This window comes from Oceanobacillus sp. FSL W7-1309, from assembly GCF_038002145.1.
GTDB lineage: Bacteria > Bacillota > Bacilli > Bacillales > Amphibacillaceae > Oceanobacillus > Oceanobacillus profundus.
In genome coordinates this window covers 1-22,222 of record NZ_JBBOBX010000002.1, presented here as the reverse complement: position 1 = coordinate 22,222, position 22,222 = coordinate 1, and the positions used below count along the sequence as shown (strand labels likewise).

At 37.5% G+C, this 22,222-nt stretch carries 24 protein-coding genes; all 24 read right to left on the bottom strand.

Annotated features, from left to right (window positions below; all coding sequences use genetic code 11):
- Nucleotides 1–123: 123 nt before the first annotated feature.
- Nucleotides 124–1,323 (bottom strand): PDZ domain-containing protein, encoded by a 1,200-nt coding sequence (locus tag NST46_RS12810; RefSeq protein WP_118889667.1) that lies wholly within the window; start codon nt 1,321–1,323, stop codon nt 124–126.
- Between the two features lie 201 nt (nt 1,324–1,524).
- Nucleotides 1,525–2,994, bottom strand: a complete 1,470-nt coding sequence (locus tag NST46_RS12805) for a S41 family peptidase (RefSeq protein ID WP_341137341.1) — start codon at nt 2,992–2,994, stop codon at nt 1,525–1,527.
- Between the two features lie 182 nt (nt 2,995–3,176).
- Nucleotides 3,177–4,601: a murein hydrolase activator EnvC family protein gene (locus NST46_RS12800; RefSeq protein WP_251659209.1), complete on the bottom strand. Its 1,425-nt coding sequence runs from the start codon at nt 4,599–4,601 to the stop codon at nt 3,177–3,179.
- A 158-nt stretch (nt 4,602–4,759) separates the two neighbouring features.
- Nucleotides 4,760–5,653: a permease-like cell division protein FtsX gene (gene ftsX, locus NST46_RS12795; protein ID WP_095311163.1), complete on the bottom strand. Its 894-nt coding sequence runs from the start codon at nt 5,651–5,653 to the stop codon at nt 4,760–4,762.
- Nucleotides 5,643–6,329 carry a cell division ATP-binding protein FtsE gene (gene ftsE / locus NST46_RS12790; RefSeq protein WP_095311162.1) on the bottom strand — a complete coding sequence of 229 codons (687 nt, stop codon included), beginning with the start codon at nt 6,327–6,329 and terminating at the stop codon, nt 5,643–5,645. The genes ftsX and ftsE overlap by 11 nt, the downstream gene beginning before the upstream one ends.
- A 245-nt stretch (nt 6,330–6,574) precedes the next feature.
- Nucleotides 6,575–6,916 carry a cytochrome c551 gene (gene cccB, locus NST46_RS12785; protein ID WP_095311160.1) on the bottom strand — a complete coding sequence of 114 codons (342 nt, stop codon included), beginning with the start codon at nt 6,914–6,916 and terminating at the stop codon, nt 6,575–6,577.
- A gap of 224 nt (nt 6,917–7,140) precedes the next feature.
- Nucleotides 7,141–8,242, bottom strand: a protein-coding gene (gene prfB / locus NST46_RS12780) for a peptide chain release factor 2 (RefSeq protein ID WP_118889665.1) whose coding sequence is annotated in 2 segments (ribosomal slippage) — nt 7,141–8,169 and nt 8,171–8,242 — 1,101 coding nt in all. Because the reading frame shifts where the segments join, the coding sequence is not laid out codon by codon here.
- A 284-nt stretch (nt 8,243–8,526) separates the two neighbouring features.
- A complete protein-coding gene (gene secA, locus NST46_RS12775; protein WP_095311158.1) occupies nt 8,527–11,040 on the bottom strand; it encodes a preprotein translocase subunit SecA in 2,514 nt (837 codons plus the stop codon).
- Between the two features lie 331 nt (nt 11,041–11,371).
- Complete coding sequence (locus NST46_RS12770) at nt 11,372–11,512, bottom strand: hypothetical protein (RefSeq protein ID WP_158586268.1); 141 nt, start codon at nt 11,510–11,512, stop codon at nt 11,372–11,374.
- A 306-nt stretch (nt 11,513–11,818) separates the two neighbouring features.
- Entirely contained in the window at nt 11,819–12,373 is a 555-nt protein-coding gene (hpf, locus tag NST46_RS12765) for a ribosome hibernation-promoting factor, HPF/YfiA family (protein ID WP_095311157.1), read from the bottom strand.
- A 223-nt stretch (nt 12,374–12,596) separates the two neighbouring features.
- A complete protein-coding gene (locus NST46_RS12760; protein ID WP_095311155.1) occupies nt 12,597–12,950 on the bottom strand; it encodes a flagellar protein FliT in 354 nt (117 codons plus the stop codon).
- Nucleotides 12,950–13,351 (bottom strand): flagellar export chaperone FliS, encoded by a 402-nt coding sequence (fliS, locus tag NST46_RS12755; protein ID WP_095311153.1) that lies wholly within the window; start codon nt 13,349–13,351, stop codon nt 12,950–12,952. The genes NST46_RS12760 and fliS overlap by 1 nt, the downstream gene beginning before the upstream one ends.
- Before the next feature lie 26 nt (nt 13,352–13,377).
- Nucleotides 13,378–14,898, bottom strand: a complete 1,521-nt coding sequence (locus NST46_RS12750) for a flagellar hook-associated protein 2 (protein WP_341137340.1) — start codon at nt 14,896–14,898, stop codon at nt 13,378–13,380.
- A 17-nt stretch (nt 14,899–14,915) separates the two neighbouring features.
- Nucleotides 14,916–15,269: a flagellar protein FlaG gene (gene flaG, locus NST46_RS12745; protein ID WP_095311150.1), complete on the bottom strand. Its 354-nt coding sequence runs from the start codon at nt 15,267–15,269 to the stop codon at nt 14,916–14,918.
- 78 nt (nt 15,270–15,347) lie between these two features.
- Complete coding sequence (gene csrA / locus NST46_RS12740; RefSeq protein ID WP_095311148.1) at nt 15,348–15,572, bottom strand: carbon storage regulator CsrA; 225 nt, start codon at nt 15,570–15,572, stop codon at nt 15,348–15,350.
- A 4-nt stretch (nt 15,573–15,576) separates the two neighbouring features.
- Nucleotides 15,577–16,020, bottom strand: coding sequence for a flagellar assembly protein FliW (gene fliW, locus NST46_RS12735; protein WP_341137339.1), 444 nt, complete (start codon nt 16,018–16,020; stop codon nt 15,577–15,579).
- A gap of 16 nt (nt 16,021–16,036) precedes the next feature.
- Nucleotides 16,037–16,600, bottom strand: coding sequence for a DUF6470 family protein (locus NST46_RS12730; protein WP_095311145.1), 564 nt, complete (start codon nt 16,598–16,600; stop codon nt 16,037–16,039).
- 175 nt (nt 16,601–16,775) lie between these two features.
- Nucleotides 16,776–17,669, bottom strand: a complete 894-nt coding sequence (gene flgL / locus NST46_RS12725; protein WP_095311143.1) for a flagellar hook-associated protein FlgL — start codon at nt 17,667–17,669, stop codon at nt 16,776–16,778.
- A 9-nt stretch (nt 17,670–17,678) separates the two neighbouring features.
- A complete protein-coding gene (flgK, locus tag NST46_RS12720; protein ID WP_341137338.1) occupies nt 17,679–19,190 on the bottom strand; it encodes a flagellar hook-associated protein FlgK in 1,512 nt (503 codons plus the stop codon).
- 13 nt (nt 19,191–19,203) lie between these two features.
- A complete protein-coding gene (locus NST46_RS12715; RefSeq protein WP_095311140.1) occupies nt 19,204–19,692 on the bottom strand; it encodes a flagellar protein FlgN in 489 nt (162 codons plus the stop codon).
- Between the two features lie 21 nt (nt 19,693–19,713).
- Complete coding sequence (gene flgM, locus NST46_RS12710) at nt 19,714–19,974, bottom strand: flagellar biosynthesis anti-sigma factor FlgM (protein ID WP_095311138.1); 261 nt, start codon at nt 19,972–19,974, stop codon at nt 19,714–19,716.
- 139 nt (nt 19,975–20,113) lie between these two features.
- The gene (locus tag NST46_RS12705) at nt 20,114–20,551 is read right to left on the bottom strand and encodes a TIGR03826 family flagellar region protein (RefSeq protein WP_341137337.1); all 438 of its coding nucleotides are present in this window, start codon (nt 20,549–20,551) and stop codon (nt 20,114–20,116) included.
- A gap of 27 nt (nt 20,552–20,578) precedes the next feature.
- Nucleotides 20,579–21,259, bottom strand: coding sequence for a ComF family protein (locus NST46_RS12700; protein WP_095311133.1), 681 nt, complete (start codon nt 21,257–21,259; stop codon nt 20,579–20,581).
- Nucleotides 21,260–21,261: 2 nt separating this feature from the next.
- Nucleotides 21,262–22,222, bottom strand: a 961-nt coding sequence (locus NST46_RS12695) for a helicase-related protein (protein WP_341137336.1), incomplete at its 5' end; no start/stop codon positions are given.

Genomic DNA, 22,222 nt, shown 5'->3' with positions numbered 1-22,222 from the left:
ATTTAAAGCCGATATTCCCTATACCACTATAACGTGGTCATAAGAAATTTCGGCTCTTTACATAAATACATTTTTCCTATGGTCTGCGTATCGAAATCTTCAAGCCTTTCCGTTACTTGAAAATTACGAGCTTATTCGAGACTTCTTTTGTCTGTATGGCGCAGAAGCAAACAACAGCCCAAGTTCATGGTGATCTCCTTCATAAAACGCACCTTGAACAAAACGATTTTCTCCTCGATCATCAAGTATTTCCAGCTTAAAGAACGCTCCAGTGGATTGTAATGCTTTATAAAATTGTTCCTCTGTTGCGACTCTTTTGCCATTTACTTTTACAATGGTCTCACCTATGAATATATCTAATCGTGCTGCAGGTGTTGCTGGAATAATTCCGACAATCGTTAAACCATCTTGCAATTGTCCAAAAAATGGTCGTCGCAATCGATCACCTACACGGTATTTGTAATTCAAAAATTCCTTCCCTATTATAGCGAGAATCACTGCGACAATAGATAAGAATGGCAGAAATATACTACCTGCAGCAATCGCTAATATTCCAATTCCCAATAATGTATTGAATTTGGATATCTTTTGAACTGCATGTACCGGAAAATGGCCTTTCGCCAAATAATCAAAACCTATTAGAAAAGGGATAAGAATTACACTGTAGGTTTCTTCACCAATCGAAAAATATGGCCACCAAGGGGCAAACGGTGCAATTAATCCATTTGGGATCATGGCAAAAAACGGAATCAAACTTAATTTCTTAATCCGATGTTGACCAACCCACGCTCCACGATCACTTAACGCAATGCTTGGGAATGTTGCATTTCGTTTCACGTTATGAATTAAAATTGATTCCACCAAAATCATGATTCCCAAAAGCAATGCAATACTTGTAAAATCTATAGCTGAAAGCAACAATTCTGTATCCGTAATAATTGTTTGATTTTCTAATACTAGTGGTAAAATAAACAGGATTACAAATGTAAGTCCAATGGTATAACTTGGCGATAGCAATGAAAAGCGCATTGTAATCGATAAAATAATCGTTACAATAGCTAATAACAAAATCATTTCATAACTGAACACCATCCCCGTACCAATTGTAATAACAGATATAACGAGTCCGCTTATGAGTGATGTTCCCAGCGTGTTTTTCCACTCTGAAAACACATCAAATATTTTAACTCCATAGTCCATTCTCTCTTGCTTAATCCGTCTATGCCCTGCGATAAATAATAATAAAATAGTCCAGTATACCAGTGGATTGATAAAAAACCTACCGATTCCTTTTAATAACTCAATCAGCCATGCTTCTGCCAAATCTGCTCACCTTCTTCTATGTATTACCTTTCTTTACCTATTCGATAAATATCGACCAATCTCCTGCTTTTCTTGTTAATTGGTAGAGAACAATAGAGTGCATTGCCAGTAAAGGGAACACACTATCCTGCTATGATTGTACTAACTACCTTTAATATGAAAATCCACGAGCAACACTCGTGGACTTTTCATGCACTGTTATTAATATAATGCTTTCAACGCTTCCACCATTTGGTTATCATCGTCACGATCCCTTATCTTCTCAATAACCTGCGCTTCGATTAGTCCAGCTGTATCTTGATCAACTTCACCAGTATCGTTTAAATCATTATCAGACTGGAATGAGGAGACTGCTTCTTCTGTTTCTTCACTATAATAACCATCTGTTCGTCCTGTATCATAGCCTAATCCAGATAACATCACTTGCAGATTGGCAATTGCTTCATCGGTCTGATCAACCTTCAACGCATCTTCTTCTATTTGCACTGGATGTGTGTAATAATATTCAGGTTGTTTCACCTCAATTGTTGGCTCAACCCCTTTTTCATTAATCCACTCTCCATGTGGTGATAACCATTTAAATGTCGTTAATTTAATCGAGCTTCCATCTCCTAATGGCACTGCCTGTTGAACAGTTCCTTTTCCATAACTCGTTTCTCCAACGACATCATAGTCTAATTCTTTTAATGCAACAGCTAATATCTCAGAAGCTGACGCACTGCCCTCATTTATCAAAATGCTTATTGGGTAACCTTTTTTCTCCGTTAATTGTGAATGATAGCCTTCTCGTTCACCATCACCGTTTTCAATTTGAATATACGGAATATCTTTAGGGACAAAGAGTGATAGAATGTCCTCCGCTACATCAAGAAGACCTCCTGGATTTCCTCTAACATCTATAACTAGCCCTTCAATATTTTCCTTCTCCAAAGCTGCTAATTGTTCTTGGAATTCCTTAGCAGTATTCTCCGAGAAATTTGTTATTTCGATGATGCCAGTTAATTTTCCATCCACCATTTCTGAACTGCTATATACCGTTTCGACCGGAATCTCATCACGAACAATTGTAACCGGGAATGGATCGGAAACACCTGCACGCTGAATTTCTAATTCAACCTCTGAACCCTTTTCACCACGAATCTTAGCAACCGCTTCATTCAAGTTTAATCCTTCTAGACTTTCTCCATCTACGGTTAATACTTGATCATTCGGTCGCAAGCCCGCCTTTTCAGCTGGTGAATCCTTGATTGGCGCTACAATGGTAACAAGTCCGTTAACCATACTCACTTCTGCACCAATTCCCTCAAAAGAGGATTCAATTTGATCGGTAAATTGATTTACTGTTTCAATATCCATATAAGATGTATGCGGATCTTCTAAGGTGGAAAGCATTCCTTCGATCGCACCTTCAATTAACTGTGTATCTTCTACTTCTTCCAGGTAATTTTGTTTGATCAACGAATAGGCCTGGTTAATTTTATTTAAATCAGCAGAAGAATCTGGTGCTTCCGTATCCTCATTTGTAGAACCGTTATTCGTAATTTGATTCGCACCTTGTTCCATTCCTGAATCTTTAGATTGTGCAAACTCCACACCTGCATAAGCACCTGCGAATCCAAGAAATAAGGCAGCGACGAAAATCAATATAATTTGAGACTTTTTCAATTTCATTTTTCCACCTCTAATTTAAAATTGATGCTGTATATTAGTATATGGATCTGCCGAAAGATATACGAATAGTAATAGCATAACATTTTATTTTATGATTGACTATGGATTTAACCATCACCCAAATATGCAAACGTTCCATGGATAGTAAAAAAGCATACCTGACTTGGTATGCTTTTAAAAAGTTAATTAAGGTAATTCATTGGATTCACTGGATTTTTGTATCCGCCTGGGTGAACTTCAAAGTGAAGATGTACACCAGTAGATCCACCAGTTGTTCCCATAACACCAATCTGCTGTCCTTGACTAACCGTTTGTCCAGAGGAAACTGAGATACTATTTAAATGCGCATATACTGTTGTATATGTTTGACCATTAATAACATGAGTTATCATAACCGTGTTCCCAAAGCTCCCCAATGCTCCAGCAGTTGAAACAACACCATCTGCAGCTGCTACAATCCGAGCATCCGCTGAACTTCTCTTACCAAAATCAGTCCCGTTATGCGGTCTTATCTCGTTGTGAATCGGGTGCATTCGATTTGGATTAAATGAAGAAGTTACTGGACCGCTTGTCGGTCTGATAAACATTCCATTTCCACTAGGTGTCGGAGCTGGTGTGGAAGCAACTGTATTTGAACTTCCTGATGAACCTGAACTACTTTGTGAAGCTTTTTCTTGAGCAGCTTGTCGAGCTGCTTCCTCTTTAGCAAGCTGTTCCAATTTTCCTTTTTCTTGCTCATATTGTTGTTTTGCTAGTTTAATAGCTTTTTCTTGATCATTCAGGACTTGCTGCTCGTCTTCAATGCTCAATTTGTATTCTTCTAAATCTTGATGCTCTTCTTCAAGTTGTGCCATCAGCGTTTCTTTTTCTTGCATTTGATCTTTTAGTTGACCTTCTAACGCTACTAGCTCTTCTTTTTGGTTTTCAAGTGATTTTTTCTTATCTTCAACTGCTACTTTCTTCACTTCTACTTCTTCTTTATTCGCTTCTACTTCTTTTTTATTTTCCTGAAGTACTTTTTTATCTGCAGCCTGTGCTTCCATAATCGTTTTATCAGAATCCATAATTGTATTCACTGCCGATGTTCTGCTAATAAAGTCTCCAAAACTGCTTGCACCGAAAATAACTTCCATATATTTCATATCCCCACCATTTTGCTGAATGGTACGAAGACGTTCCTTCAATAGTGCGTCGCGTTTTTCGATTCGATCTTCTAATATCTTAATCTCTTCTTTTAATTCTTCAATTCTCTCTGTCAATTCATTAATTTTAGATGTTAATGTTTCGATTTCATTATTTGTTTCAGTTATCTCATTTTCTTTATTGCTAATATTATTTTGTGTAGAGGTTAAATCTTCATCAATTGAATTAATGTCCTGTTCGACAGTGCTCTGCTTTGATTTATTTTTATTTAATTTTTCTTCCGTATCTCTTTTATTACCTTCTAGATTATTTTTTTCATCATTCAATCCAGACTGTTCTTTGTCTAAATCGTTAATTTTCTTTTCTAAATCACCAACCGATTCTGCAGAAACATGAAACCCACTAGTTGGTATAGTCATTAAAATCAGCCCTGCGATAAGTATACTTGAAGCTACTTTTTTCACTCGTATTTCTCCTTCACCTAATATATTGCAAGTTCCTTCTTGCTTTTTCTGTTCACTCTTGTTGTCTAGGCATGCTTCATAGACGATGTTATGTTGCTTGTTATGTAAAAGCTCGCTCCGGCTGGATGTACCTCAAGAGCCGTTACGAGCAAGTCGGCTTAGACTTTTAGGAATTTACGTACACTCATGACACTTCCCCATACACCAATAATTGCACCAATTGCAAGTATCATTAATGATAGCTGCCAAGCAAATGGACTAAATGGTAGCATTTCTACAAAACTAAATGTAATTTGGTCATTGAAGTTGGTGTACAAGTAGTAGTAGCCGCCTAATATTACTGCGATCGGAACGATGGAGCCTAGAACTCCAAGTAGTAACCCTTCAACAAAGAATGGCCAGCGAATAAATCCGTTTGTCGCTCCTACAAGTTTCTGAATACTAATTTCTGTGCTTCGTGCCATAATCGTAATTTTAATGGTGTTAGAAATCAGGAAAATTGCTGTGAATACTAGAGCGATAATTAAAGCAAGTCCAATTGTCCTTGCATATTTATTAAACTCAAATAATTGTTCAACAACATCTCTACCGTAGTTTACTTGGTCAACATAATTGAACGAAGCAATTTCAGAAGCAATGCGATCTGTATCTTCAGGAACTAGCGCTCTTACGATATAAACATGGTTTAAAGGGTTGTCCTGTTCAAATAAATGCCAAGCTTCACCCTCTTCGCCCATACTTTGAATTAGTTTTTGGAGTTCATCATCATTGGAAGAGAATGATACTGTGTCCACACCTTCAATCTGTTCAATCTCCTCACCTAATTCGATAATCTCATCCTCTGTTGCTGTCAGATCTATCATCGTGTTAATTTGTACATCATCTTCAATACTCTTTGCCATCTCATTTAAGTTAAGTACTAATGCTAAGAAAACTGCCACTAAAATTAATGTTGTTGTAACGGCACCTACAGAAGCAATAGTCATCCAACCATTACGAAAAATATTTTTAAAGCCTTCACGTACATGCCGCATAAAAGTTCTAAATCTCATAGCCATATTCCCCTCTTTGCTCATCTCTAACGATCATACCGCCTTCGATAGCAATTACTCGTTTTTTAATTGTGTTTACAATTTCCTTGCTGTGAGTGGCCATGATAATTGTTGTTCCTCTAGCATTAATTTCTTCAAATGTTTTCATAATCCCCCATGATGTATCAGGGTCCAGGTTTCCAGTTGGCTCATCAGCAATTACAATCTTAGGATGATTAACAATAGCTCGAGCTATGGAAACACGCTGCTGCTCTCCCCCGGATAACTCACTCGGCAGGGAGCGGGCTTTATTCTTCAATCCCACTACTTCCAGTACTTCCATTACTTGCTTACGAATACTTTTTGGTGATTCCTCAATTACTTCAAGCGCAAATGCCACATTTTCATAAACGGACATTTTGGGTAAAAGCTTGAAATCTTGGAATACGACACCAATGTCCCGGCGTATGTAAGGAACTTTTCGCTCTTTAATGTCACCTAAATCTGTATCTCCAATAATAATCGAACCTTTAGTTGGTTTCTCTTCTCTATATATTAATTTAATAAATGTCGATTTTCCTGCACCGCTCGGGCCAACAATATATACGAACTCACCTTGCTCTATATCTACGTTGACACCATTTAATGCGGTGACACCATTGTCATATGTCTTATATACATCTTTCATTAATATCATCTAAATATCACCTTTTTTTTATAATTGTTGTTCCTAGTTGTCAATCTATGAATCTATATTTATTTCCGAATAAACCTCGAACATTTCCTACCTATTATAACATCTTTCTACAGCATTTTTAGACATAAAATTATTACAATTATATTTCAATGCGTAAAGAATGTAATGTTTTTCTAAAAAACAAAAAAGCCCAATATAGGCGACTATTTCTACCTATACTGGGCTCGTTCTGTTTTAAAATAAAGTTATTGTTTTTCAGATAGCCAGCTCGTTAAAGCATCAAGATCCTCACCAGCTACATTAAGTGCTGGCATACTGCCTTTACCATTTTTCACAATATCAGCAATTTCATCTGCCGAGTATTTAGATCCTACTTGCGCTAACGATGGACCTGCACCACCAGAGAGGTCGGCACCATGACATGAAGCACAATTTGATTGGTAAACTTCTTCACCTGCGGAGGTTTCTACTGCACCATCGTTGGAATCATCCGTACCCGCATCATCTGATGCATTGTCATCACCAGCTCCACAGGCACCTAGTGCAAGCACTGCTAAAAACAAAACTGCTACTAACCATTTTTTCATTTTAAAAATCCCCTTTACACTTTATATAAAGATCACACCCCTATTATAACCCTTTTCATTTAGATTAAAACCGCTGTTACAACCGTTTACATCTCTAACATCACTCATAACATTGCTAAATCAATAACTTTAGCGGTTTATGGCAAATTTATGAAACAATAGCAATATATTCTGCTCCACATCAAAAGGGGCTCATTCTTATAGAATGAGCCCCTTTTGATGTATTAGTTTATTTGTGATCTTAAGTAAGCATCAATGAAAATGCCAAGATCTCCATCCATTACAGCTTGTGTGTTCCCTGTTTCCATATTTGTTCGATGATCCTTTACCATGGAATAAGGATGAAAAACATAAGAACGAATTTGACTTCCCCAGCCAATCTCCTTCTGTTCTCCACGAATATCATCTAGCTCTTGTTGTTGACGTTCTATTTCTAATTGGTAAAGCTTTGATTTTAACATTTTCATTGCTGCTTCACGGTTTTTAATTTGAGAGCGCTCATTTTGACATGTAACAATTGTATTTGTCGGAAGGTGCGTTATACGAACAGCTGAGTCAGTTGTATTAACATGCTGCCCACCAGCTCCACTTGCTCGGTACGTATCAACCTTAATATCTTCTGATCGGATTTCAATATCTACATCATCTGTCATTTCTGGTGTCACATCACATGAAACGAATGAAGTATGACGGCGACCAGATGAATCAAATGGAGAGATACGTACAAGGCGGTGGACACCTTTTTCTGCTTTCAAGTAACCATACGCATTATGACCTTTTATCAGCAGGGTTACACTTTTAACACCAGCTTCCTCACCGGGCTGATAATCCAATGTCTCAACCTTGAAGTCTTTATCCTCTGCAAAGCGTTGATACATTCGTAACAACATACTAGCCCAATCCTGTGATTCCGTACCACCAGCACCAGGGTGCAGCTCAAGAATTGCGTTATTTGCATCATAAGGTTCACTCAATAGCATTTGCAGCTCAAACTCATTGACATCCGAAATAAATCCTGCTAATTCTTCCTGCAGATCGTCAAATAACTCTTGATCATTCTCTTCTTTTACAAGCTCATAGGAAACCTCCATGTTTTCCCATCGCTCTTCAATTTCTTCAAAGCTATTCACATAACTCTTGAGGCCATTCGCTTCATTAATTGTTTTTTGGGCATTATCTTGATCATTCCAAAAATTAGGATCTGCCATTTGCATTTCTAATTCTGCTATCCGAGCTTTCTTAGCCTCTAAGTCAAAGAGACCCCCTAAAATCTTCAATTCGTGAAGCTATTTTGTCTAACTCGTGTTTAATTTCTACTAATTCCATACTTCCACCTCTTATTCAAAATTCATGTAAAGAGACTGGGACAAAAGTATTTTTATGAAGTGAAAACCGAACATGATTGATGCAAATAACTCGCTCTGGAAATATACTCCGCTAAGTTTGTACATCGTTCGTCTTTAACATTAAGTACTTTAGTTATGTTCCAGCCTCTTTGTTAGCAGATATTATTTTCTGTCTGCATCAAAACAATTCCAAACCTTCTAACTGCTAATTCCCCAGATACAGTCTCCGCCAGTAAAATTCAGCTGTCTGTGCATAGAGAAGTATTACTGACCGTGACAGTTTTTATACTTTTTACCACTCCCGCATGGACATGGATCATTTCGACCAACGGTTTGTTTTTTCACAATCGGTTTACGTACTTTCTTTTTCTCATCCTGTCCACCAGCTACTGCTTGTGTGTTTTTCACTACTTCTTGACGTTGTAGGTTCTCTCGAATTTGAGCTTTCATAATATATTTTGAAACCTCTTCTTCGATACTCGCAACCATTGCTTCAAACATTGCGAAACCTTCCATCTGATATTCCCTTAATGGATCGTTTTGTCCATACGCACGTAAATGAATCCCTTGTCGTAGCTGATCCATTTGATCAATATGATCCATCCATTTCGAATCGACTGCTCGAAGAACAATAACCTTCTCGAATTCGCGGAACTGTTCAGGTGTAAGCTCCTCTTCTTTTTGATCGTAACGTTTGCGCACTTTTTCCATAATTAGTGCAGAAATTTCTTCAGCTTCTTTTTCCTTCAAATCTGCTTCGGAAAGATCTTCAGGATCCAGCAGATTACCATGCACATACTCAACAATGGCTTTTAGATCCCAATTTTCTTCATCATTATCCTGTGTATGGGTACCTACAACTCGATCAATCGATGATTGCAGCATGTTTTCAATAATTTCTCGAATGTTTGCATCTGCATCAATAACCTCGAAACGTTGTTTATAAATAATTTCACGTTGTTCACGAAGTACATCATCATAGGATAAAACTGTTTTACGAGCATCAAAGTTATTTCCTTCCACTCGTTTCTGAGCAGATTCAACAGCTTTGGATACCATTTTACTTTCGATTGGCTGCGTATCATCCATGCCAAGTCTTTCCATCATGTTTCTTAGGTTGTCTGAACCAAAACGGCGCATCAATTCATCTTCCATCGATAAGTAAAATTGCGTTATACCAGGATCTCCTTGACGTCCGGAACGTCCTCGAAGCTGGTTGTCAATTCGGCGTGATTCATGACGCTCTGTACCAACAACTGCGAGTCCTCCCAGATCTTTTACTCCTTCACCAAGCTTAATATCAGTACCACGACCGGCCATATTTGTCGCAATTGTAACAGAACCCTTTTGTCCGGCCGTTTCGATAATTTCAGCTTCCCGATAATGGTTTTTCGCATTTAGCACTTCATGCTTAATGCCAGCCTTTTTCAATAACTTGGAAATAAGCTCTGAAGTTTCTACCGCAACTGTACCAACTAGTACAGGCTGTCCAGCTGCATGTCTTTCCTTGATGTTCTCCACAACAGCGCGGAATTTCCCTTCCATTGATTTATAAATTAAATCTGCACGATCATCACGAGCAATTGGCATATTCGTCGGGATTGCAATAACATCCATATTATAGATATTTCTGAACTCTTCTTCTTCCGTTTTCGCAGTACCTGTCATACCCGATAGCTTATTGTACATCCGGAAGAAATTCTGGAATGTAATGGAAGCAAGTGTCATGCTTTCGTTTTGAATTTGCAGACCTTCCTTTGCTTCAATCGCCTGATGGAGACCGTCACTATACCGACGACCTTTCATTTTCCGTCCGGTAAACTGGTCAATAATAACGACTTCTCCATCTTCCACCATATAATCATCATCACGATGCATAGAGGCGTGTGCTTTCAATGCTTGGTTAATATGATGGGTTAAGGATACATTATTTAAATCAAATAAATTCTCAATGGAGAAATATTTTTCCGCCTTATTAATTCCCTCTTCAGTTAATTGAACACCTTTTGTTTTTTCATCGTACGTATAGTCTGTTTCCTTGGAGAGGGTAGCTACAAACCCATCTGCTTGTTGGTAAAGTGTAGCTGATTTCTTTGCAGACCCGGAAATAATTAGCGGCGTTCTCGCCTCATCAATTAAAATTGAGTCAACCTCATCAATAATGGAAAAATTCAAAGGACGCTGTACCATTTGATTTTTATATAGAACCATATTGTCCCGGAGATAATCGAAACCAAATTCATTATTCGTTCCATAAGTTATATCGCTTGCATAAGCTTCCCTTTTTTCTTCCTTCGATAAACCATTTCCATTTAAACCAACGGTCAATCCAAGAAAATTATAAAGTTTCCCCATCTCGGTTGCATCACGTTCCGCCAAATATTCATTGACAGTAATGATGTGAACACCTTTATCAGACAATGCATTTAAGTATGCTGGCATCGTGGAAGCGAGCGTTTTACCCTCACCTGTTTTCATTTCAGCAATATTACCTTCATGCAGGGCCACTGCCCCAATGAGCTGAGAAGCAAAAGGCCGCATACCAAGCACACGTTTAGAAGCCTCACGGACAACTGCATATGCCTCCACTAGTAAATCATCAAGTGTCTCCCCATTTGCAATCCGTTCTTTAAATACCTTCGTTTTATTTTGTAAATCTGTATCAGAGAGTTTTTCAATCTCTGCTTCCATTGCTTCTATTTGATCTACTTTTTTTTGTATTCGATTCAATTGCTTTTGATTACCGTCACCAAAAATCTTCGTTAAAAAACCAGCCATATGTTAAACGCTCCTTTAGAAAACTCGACATTCGTTAAAGGGATTCGTACGAAAGCGTTCTTTGCTTTCTTAGAAGCCCTTATACTTTGGAGTGCAAGCCTCCTAAGCGAATGTCTTAGTTGCACTTATACAAATAGGAAAGTTTAATACTTTCCTATTTGACAAAAATCAATACTATAATCCACTACTTATCATAACACTTTCCAATAATGTATGACAACTGACTAGGCATTATATAGCCCTATATTCTAAAAAAGAAAGCAGACTGGGGATAGTCTGCTTTCTTTAAGGAAGGAAAAAATCGGGGAGAGTATTGCTCAGGATTCATTGCCTATTTTTCTTGACCTGAGAAAAACTCGGTAACTTTTCGGTTCGTAGCTGCAAGAATTTCAAGCAGCTGGGTAATTGTAGCTTCATGTTGTTGTACTTGTGTTACCAATGCAAGAAATCTTCGTTCATCCTCTTCATTCACACAAATACCTCCTGGTTCGTTTGATTCATTTATAACATCTATATGGTCCAAAAGACTAATCGCCATTTTTAAATTTCAGACTTGTATTCGACAAAAAACAGTGACAAAAAGAGAGTTTTAGCATAATAAATAAATTCTTTTCCCCTATTTCCAGACAAAAATTAACACTAAAATACAAAATCAGCATTTCGTTCTACATTTTTCGACATTGCATCTATAGGTTAGCTAAAAGCCTGCATAACCGGGATTATTTCAGAAATAAAAACGACCCCAAATTTGGAGTCGTCTTTATTTCTCTAACTTTATTTAAAATACATTTGGTTCAATTAATCCATACTTGCCATCTCTACGTCGATATACAACGTTTGTATCACCAGATTGGTCATTTGTAAAAACAAAGAACTCATGACCAAGCATATCCATTTGAAGAATTGCTTCTTCTGAATCCATTGGTTTTAAATTAAATCGTTTTGTTCTTACGATTTCGATTTCATCACTTTCTTCTTCAACAGCATTTGCACTTTTTTCCATTTCAGCAAAAGCATATTTAGGTGCACCATTCTGTCTGGTTTTTCGATTTATTTTAGTTTTATATTTACGAATCTGTCTTTCTAGTTTATCAACTACAAGATCTACAGCAGCGTATAAATCTATGTGTTGAACTTCACCGCGTAATAATAGATTTGTCATTGGGATTGTAACTTCAATTCGTTGTTCATCATTATAGACACTTAAATTTACATGTACATCGGACGTTGGAGCATCATCGAAGTATCTTTCTAGCTTGCTGATCTTTTTTTCAACGTATTCTTTAATTGCTCCAGTCACCTCGAGATTTTCACCACGAATGTTAAATTTCATAAAAGTGTCCTCCTTTATTCTTTATAGTTTTATTATACTACGTTACCACCAACTTTTCCTGTTTAAACCTTCCGGAAAATTTGCTGTTTTTTGTAAAATCATCTGTAAACCGCATGATATCAAGCATTAGGAGATTTACATTTTATTAATATAATTTACAAAAAAATATTAAAGTTAATATATAAATAAAAAATGACGTGTACATTGTACACGCCATCACCCATTATTTTTTGCTATCCATAAACATTCCGTCCATTGTTTGGACATTTTTATAAGGATTCGTATAGGACTGGTTTGATTTTTTCTGCATTTTGACCTGCTTCATTTCTTTTTTTAAATCCAAAAATAGCATCTGCATTTTCGATTGAATTTCCTCATTAACTTGCATAAGTTCTTTACCAAGTTGCTTTTCTGCCTCAGTATATGGTGGATTTAATGCTTTCATAGCAATTCCGCGTTGTGTAATTAATGCTGTCAACTGTTCAATTATCGACTCTCTCGTTTTACCTGTAATCTCCTGATTTAAGAGTTGTTTCATTTGCATTGTCAACTCATAAACTGGCTCCGCTCTGTTCATTATACCGGTTCGCCTTTGGCAAATTGCTGCTGACGATTTTTTAGAATAACTTGTTTCCATGTGTCACGGAATTCTGTTACAAATTCCAAAACTTCTTCCAACTTCTTCACGTCATTTTTAATATTTGCTTCTTTCAACTGAAATTGCATGAACTCGTACAGAGGCATGATTTGCTTTGATATTTCCATTTTCGGATCTAGTGTAATCATTAGTTCCTGAATAATGTTTTGTGCCTTCTGGATATTTTTATTTTTTGCTTCATAGTTGTTGTCATTCACGTCTTTCATTGCCTGTTTAATGAATTTCATGCATCCATTATAGAGCATTAAGGTTAGCTCTCCACCAGATGCCGTATTTACAGCGTTATTTTGATAGGCTTGATACGCTTTATTTGCTCCCATTAGCCGTTCACTCCTTCCTTAATGAGCTACATCGTTCCTCCGCCAAAAGCATTCATGAGCATTGCGGATTGATTATTCATCCTGGAAATCGCTTGCTCCATTGCTGAAAACTGTCTCCAGTATCGGTCTTCAATTCTTGTAAGTTTGTCTTCAAATGCAGAGATTCGACCATCGAGATCATCCATACGTCTACCGATTGTATACATTTCAGATGTATAGGAACCTTTACCAGCATGCTTTTCAATTCGGCCGATTGTATTTTCAAGAGAATCCTCAAGGCGATTTAATAGTCCACGACCTTCGCCTTCTACATTATTTAACAGTAGCTTTTGGACACTTTCCGGATCATTTGTAAGTGCGGTTCTCAAATCCCCTTCATTGATCTCGAGTTTACCACCATCTAAATAATCCTTCGTTGTTGACAGACCAATATCTGTTAATAGTTTAAATTGACTACCATTTTCAACCGTTTGATACCAACCTTGGCGTACATCAAATAAAGAAGATGTAATAATAGATTCTCCCTTAAGAAGTCCACTTTTTGCCTTTTCTTCCCAAAGTTCAATTTCATTTTCAGACATTTCTTCGCGCTGTGCATTTGTTAATGGTGGGAAATCCCGATATCTCTGCTCTTGCTGTGAAGAGTTTAACGATTCCACTAATTCATTATATTTTGTAACGAGTTTTGTTATATTCTCGACAGCAGTGTCCACGTCATTTGAAACTGTAAGTTTGGCGCTTTGAGGATTATCTACTGTTCCTGTTGTATCTTTGAATTCAAAAGTAATACCGTTTAATATGTATCTGTTTTCTTTTGATTCCAACTCCAAGACACCATTATATGTGAATTTGGCGTTTGTACCGCCTTGTTCTTCTCCTAGATCCATTTTTAATACATTAGTAAAGAAGGAATCGTCATCAAATCCGATTTCCTTACCGCCATATTTATTAGAATCTGTATTATAATCCCCGGACCTCTTCGTTTCCAATACAACTTGCTGTGTCTGCTCATCATAAAAAGCACGTACATTTTTATCTGCACTTTCTATTTTTTTTAACACATCTTTTAATGTATCACCTTCATTAATTGTAAAGGTTCGCGCTTGCATTCCCTCAGCTACCTCAGTACCATCTTCTGTTGTATATGCTTCACCATAGGTATAAAATGTTATTTGTTTACCTGCATAATCAGATAGATCAACTTCTTTATCCACTTCTTTTCCCACATTAATCGCATTCTTAGCCAACTGAGTTACTGCAATCTCATACGAACCATTGGTAGCAGACGAAGAACCTGTAGCAGTTACTGCATTTCCCATTGTAGAACTGATTGTTTTGGCATTAATCATACTACTATTTAATCTCATGTCGGTAATCATTTTTTCAATTTCAGCTACTTGCTTATTAATATCTCGAAAAGCATCTCGCTTCCATTCAAATTTTATTTTATCCTGTTCCATTTTATCCAAAGGCATTCGTTCAGCTTTCATCAGATCTTTAATAATCGTATCTGTATCAATACCACTGGCTAATCCACCAATTCGCATACTCTTGATCCTCTCCCTTAAATCTTCCTATCAATTAAAATCCCCATAAAATCTGCCATTTCTGCATACATATCAAGCATTTTTTTGGGCGGGATTTCTTTAATCACTTCATTCGTATTCGAGTCAACGACTGTAACGTAGTACTTATCCAATTTGTCATGCAGTTCAAATTTAAGGTTCCTTCTAATAGGCTCCATAAATTCATTTAGCTTTTGAACGACCATGTCAACTTCATTTTTATCTATCTTGTCTTCAACCTTATAATGCGTGTCTGCCCCTATTCCCTTACTCCCAATTTCTGTTATTAATTTCGTGTTGTATTCGTTATTTAGCAGAGATTGAGGTGCTGACATTACTTTATCTAACGCCATGTCAATGCACTCCTAAACTTTTTCTTTTTATATCGGTTACACCCTATACTTTCTAAAGCTTTAAATAAAAATACTTCATTATTCTTTTGTTTCTTTAAGCATCTCAAATAGGTCTAGAGATACACCTGCTGCTTCATTATTTTGCTGTTTGATGTCCAAGTATATTTCTTTACGATAAATATCAACAGATTGTGGTGCAGCTATACCAAGTTTAATTTGATCCCCTTCAATTGCTAGTACCTTAATCTCAATATCTTCGCCAATTTGAATTGCTTCATTTCGTTTTCTTGTTAAAACCAACATTTTTTTACCCCTCTCTCTCAACTGACTGAGGTGTAATTGGTGCTTTTGAAGAATATGCTTCTGTATTTAAAATATATTGTTTCCCTTGTCCTAGACTTGTGTTGATAACAATCGGTGCCTTAAGGTTTAATGTACTTATATAAAAAGGTTGTTTCAACGTTACAATAGCTACAACTGCAACTTCCTTTACCTCCTTGATTTGCAGGCTCTCGATAAGATTATCATCTAGTTCAATTGAATAATCTGGGTATATTTGATATGGATTTGAAACGATAAATGCTACTGTTGGCGTTTTAATAGACTGTAAAACCTGAAAAATTGGTGTGTCAGGCAAGTCCATTAATACAAACTCCTTTTCGTTAGGAAACCCAGGAATACCAGTTAAAAAATGAATTATTTTACGTTCATCTATTGCAATTTCCCCTAGATATTTTGTTTGTATATTCATTTCGAGTCGTCCTTTCCTATACATATAAATTAGTAAAACTGATTTTTAGATACTGCCTTTGTTTCAAACTTGTTGTGACATTACCAGCCTCATAGGTAAATTCCGGACTTCGAGGTGTTGCATTTATAATTGGTTTCTTGGTTTGAACATCGATATGTACTTCAGCTGGCTGATAGCTTGTTTTCACTGAAAAATGAGAAGGTATGAACTTAATTCCAAGAGACTTCATTGGATCTGAACTATTTTGAATCGCTTGATTAATTAATGGATCTCCACCATTTTCAATTTTCATCAACTCATCACCTTGTCGAGCACGTCTCGCAATCCCATGCATGAGTGAATTTTTTCCTTCTCTTGCAAAACGTTCATTTCGCTCGGTGATATGCATTAAGTTTAAGTCTGCCCATGCTTGGGTTTGATCAATACGAAGCTTCCCTGGAGTAGTTCGTATCGATAATTCTGCTTGTGGCTGTTGAATGTTTAGTTCTGCTTGCGGTTGAGAAATTTCTAGTTTTGCATCTGTATTTTGAATTTCAATTTGTGCCTGTTGTGATTGCATCCGTATTTGTGGAATTTGCATATGCAGCGCACTCCTTCTATCTAAGACCATATTTTACTGAAAATAGTTTAAACGCAACATAAACCCTGAACCCTATAACGGGCCAGGGCTTATGTTTTACGTCCGTCCAGCTTAGCATCCAACGACACACAGGACATTGCGTACTGAGCCTGCAAGGACAATTATGCTTTTGTTATCATCTTAAGAAATCTACTAAAGATGGCTGGATAATTCTTGCTCCTGCTGATAACGCTGCACGGTGCAGGCTTTCTTGGGTAATTAATTCTGTAATTGCTTTTGCGTAATCAATGTCTTCATTTTGTGACATGGTCTGTGTTGCAATAACTTCCTGTTCACTTAAACGATTTTCGACCAGCTCCAAGCGATTCATGCGTGCTCCAAGCTCTGCACGGGCATTGACGATGTTATTTATACCAATATCCAATTCAGCGATACTAGCATCAATAGCCTCATTATCTAAATCACTATCACCAGTCGCTTCAAGCTTTTCAATAAATGTATCAATCGCATCAAAAATACTTGGTTCACCACCAAAAACTTCATTTCCGTCAACATTTGCTTTTAATGCTGTTCCACTGGAAACTTCAATTAATACAGGGGAATTGTCAAAATCAACTGCACCAGTTTCTTGATTTATTGGAGCTGTATCCGTTTTTGTACCATTAAAGATATATTTATCATTTACATTTGTATTTGCAATCTCAATCATATGTTCTTTTAATTGCTTTACTTCTTCACTGATATTAACAAGCTCTTCTTTATCGTATGTCCCGTTACTTGCCTGTACAGCGAGCTCTCGTATACGCTGCATTGCAGAAGTAGCTTTATCAAGTGCTGCATCGGTATTATCCATCCAATTATGCACTTCATTTGTATTCCGAATATATTGTTCTACTCTTACAAGCTCTGTGCGGTAGCTCATGCCTTTCATCGCAATAACTGGGTCATCAGAAGGACGGTTAATCTTTTTACCGGTGCTCAACTGGTGCAAATACGTATCCATTTTCCCATAACTATTCGTTAAGTTACGGAGCATATTATTCGAAATCATTCCCTGTGTCACACGCATTCAAATCTCCTACCTTCCTACTAATCCCATACTATTTATAATTCGATCCAGCATTTCATCCATTGCTGTCATGCTTCTTGCAGCAGCACTATATGCATGTTGAAATTTAATCATATTCGACATTTCTTCATCCAACGAAACTGAGCTTACAGCCAGACGCTGGTTCTGCACTTGTCCTAACAGTGTGTTTGTATTTTCTGTCATTCTGTTTGCATGCTCAGCTGTTACGCCAAGGTCTCCAATCACAGATTCATAGTACTTTTTAATACTCGCACCATCTAATGTAGCATCACTCTTGTTGAAAACATCTGCTAACATCGATGCGTTATCCCCATTACCAGAATCGCCGGTTGTACTCGTTGCTATTTGACTTCCATCTTCAATCAATACCGAAATTGCCCCAGCTGCACCAATATAAGCATCTTCTTCCGTGCCAAATTCAGTAAAGAATGCAGCTCCATTTTCATCACCAATTTTACCTGCCTGATGCTGTGCATTAAATGCAGTTGCAAACGCATATGCCATTTTATCCAGGTTACGCAGCATCTCAGGATAATCCCCAACAACTTCACCGGATTCATCCACATAGCCAAATGCATCTATCAGACCTTTGAGTGAACCTTCTGTAGCCAAAATATCAACTTCTGTACCACCAATTGTAAGATTAGTAACAGCAAGTAATCCTTCTGCTGTTTCATAGTTAGGTTCGTCAAATGCTTGAGCAACTCCAGATACTCCGTCAATTAACGGCGTATCCATAATTGACGTTCCTGCTTCATTTACAAGATTAATCGTTGCAACACCATCACCTTGTTTATTTGGCGGAAGATGACTTTTATCGTATGAAACATCAATGCTTACGATTTCAGAAAGATTGTCTATTAACATATCTCTGCGGTCATATAAATCATTGGCACTATAGCCGTGTGTTTCCAAATGCTTAATCTGTTTATTTAACTCGTTGATTCCATCAATCAATGTGTTCGCATCTTTCACGGTTACATCAATCTGCTTTTGCAAATCCGTGCGTATATTGGTCAGCGACTCTGACATATAATTAAATGTATCTGCTACTGCATGGGCACGCTCGAGCACGACAGATCTTGCACCTGAATTTTCCGGGTTAACTGCAAGATCTTGTAAGGATTGCCAAAACTGATCCATTGTTTTAGATAGACCAGCCTCGGAAGGTTCGTTTAATAAAGACTCCATACGGCTTAATGCCTCTGCTCTTGTTGACCAGTATCCCGAAGTACTATTTTCACCACGGAATTGATTATCTAAAAACTGATTGCGAATACGCTGAACCGATCCAGCTTCTACTCCAGTTCCCATTTGCCCTGGTATTTGCGGACGATTACGTGATGCAGCTGGGAAAGCTGATAGTGTTTCAAAATTAACGCGTTGTCTTGAGTAGCCTTCTGTATTTGCATTCGCTATATTATGACCCGTTGTATATAGTGCTGCTTGTTGTGTGGCAAGGGCTTGCCTTGCCATCTCCAAGCCATGAAATGTGCTCATTAGCTTTACTCCTTTATGCCTTCGAGTCAAAAACGGACCGATTCGATACATCGGTTTCATTTTTGACTCCGTAATTCATGCTTTTTAATGTTGGACTCATCAAATCAAGTGACACTTGGACAAACTGCATTGACTGACTAATTAAAACTTGGTTCAACTGCTCTTGCTGTTTTAGCTTCGTAATCAGTTCTGTAAGCTTTGTTGCTGCATTTTCAAGTTTGACTTGCTCCTTTTCAAGCGTGATGTGCTTTAAAATATTTGTAATCGTAGCATCCTCTGCTTGAATATGATTCAATGCACACCAGTTACTTACAGCTTGCTGCCTCTTATTCTCTGCTTGTTCCAATAGTCGTAATTGTTTTCGTTCTTCCACTAGAAGCTTTTGCAGATTTTCAATGGCGCCTTCCTTTACGATACGTGTCTTGTCTTCAGAAACAGCTAATAAATCTGTATGAATTTGAACTAACTTTTCCAATGACTCTCTTATTGTGTCTGCGGACAATCTCCAGTCCTCCTTACGCTATTATTTCGACCAGAATTGCAGCATCTTTTGCGCTGCTTTCTCCGGGTTCACTTTATATTCTCCAGAATCAACTGCCTGTTTAATTTCTTGAACGTAAGCTGCTCGTTTTTCATTCGTTTTTCCACTTTCTTGCAGCTGCTTTGCTTCGTTGGAAATTTCGATGCGATCTTTTTGCTTCGTCCCTTTTGTTAGTTCAGATTGTTTTTGTATTTGCTGCTTATAAGGATTAAAATTTGTTTGATTTGGACCATTTATCTTCATCCTGAACTTCACCCCGTTTTGTTTTAAATATTTATTTCAACGATCATCATTTCTCTCTATTTATTTATCGGCAGCTTAGTCAACTTATTAAATACTTTTAGTTTGATTTATCGCCAGTACTGAAACAGCAAAGTCATATTTATTTTTTATGCTTATCGATTGCATAATACGTATCAATATTAGATGAACTTTTTTTACGTGCTTCTTCCATAACCTTTTCTGTTTTTTCATATGCCGTTAAATCATTTTTTAATTCTTCCGTGCATGAAATGCATAGCTTTCCAGAAGTAATTTCATTTCCGCATTTTTCACATGGATAAGCAAGCTTTGGAAAATCAGACGGGAGAAGTCGTTTTTCCTTTATAAATTTGATAATCAACGATTCTTCTACTCCAGTAGCTTCGATGATTTCAATTAATGTTGCCTCTCTGTTTTTTCTTTCTCTTAAAAAACGATAGACTGTTTGAAATGCTTCCTCTTCTTTTCTATAACAGTTCTGGCAAATATCACGCAACCCTTTTACAAAAACCGTATTACACCGGACACAATTAGCTAACTCAGCCATATTTATTCCCACTTTCCATAATTATAGCACACCTAAAAGCTATCCTCGAATCAGTGTAAATGCATACACAGTCGGACATCCATGCTGCTTTAATAATTGAGCTGCATGACGTAAAGTTGTACCTGTTGTATATATATCATCGACAAGTACGACAGCTTTGTTAATAGGTTGTTTTATAAAAAATGGGTTTTCTGAAGTAATTCGTTCGTGTCTCGTTTTCTTTGACTGCTTTTCTCCATGAATGCGCGAGAGGATGCCTGCGTGCTCAATTGGTAAGAACTCGCACAATTGGAGTGCTTGATTAAACCCCCGCTCCAAAATTCGTTCTCCACTTAATGGAATTGGGACTGCTAGGGACTCTTTCCCCAAAAAAGAAAACCTTTCTCGAAAAGCTTTGGAGACATAATCTCGGAATATTTCTCCTAGCACATAATCTCCCCGATACTTCCAGGTTGCAACAATTGCCTTCATTTTTTCATTGTAGGAAAATATGGAGTGATTAAATTCAATAGTGTTCATTTCTTCTTGCTGCTCCCACCACAGACAATCTGAACAAATTTTCTCTATCGACGGACGACTACACTTTGTACATTGCTTTCCTCCTAACAGATTTAAACCTGCTGCACATTCATCACAAATAGGGCGAGGCAGAGACAACTGAAATAAATTAGCCCAGGTAATCTGCATAATTATCTCACTTTGACAAGCTATACAATCCATTCTTAAAATCCTCCTCTCTTATTCATTTCTTTTATAGAAGTAATGGCTTCATGTATAGCTTCTGTCTTCCCTTGATGGAATAAGATTACTTCCCCCGTCGGATTATTCGGGCTCCTTCCTGCTCTTCCAGCAATTTGTACAAGTGCCGCTTCATCAAAGACATCATGCCCCGCATCCAATATGACAACATCGACAGAAGGGAATGTTACCCCACGTTCCAAAATGGTTGTCGTAATCAAAGCAACTATTTCCTTTTCTCTGAAAGCTTGAACTTTTATTCCCCTATCAGGATCTTGGGCATGGACAGATTGCAGCTGCTTAGCTGAATGTAGTAATCCAGTTTGCAGCAGGAGAATTTCAAATGGTTTTTGCAATTTTTCAGCAAGCATAATTGTTGGAGTGAATATCAATAGCTGTCTGCCTGGGTTTTTCCGGTTTTTCAACCAGTTTATAATTGTTTTTGGAATTGTTAAGTTTTGGAGATCACGTTTTAAACTAAAGCACATTTTAGCTTTGGGGACAGGTAAAGGTTTGCCGTGAAAGCGAAGTGGGACGAATACGTGTGGTAATTGTTTACGTTGGATTCGTTTGCGCTGTTTACTGCGTGGCGTTGCCGTTAAATAAACCGTAGTACTTTCGGACTTTTTGGCTCGATTTGCAGCATATGGCAAGGACGGGTCTGCGTGAAATGGAAAAGCATCGATTTCATCAATGATTATGACGTCAAATGCTTCCTGATAACGAAGTAATTGATGTGTTGTAGTGACAATCAGCTGAGCTGTTCCAGCTTTATCTAAACTACCACCATACAATGCTTGGATCGTTACTGCTCGAAATGCCTGTTGCAGTCTGGGGTATAATTCTTTCACCACATCAGCTCGTGGTGTGGCTAAGCAAACGCGCTTCCCGCATATTAATGCCTCTGTAATGCCTGGAAATAGCATCTCTGTTTTACCAGCCCCA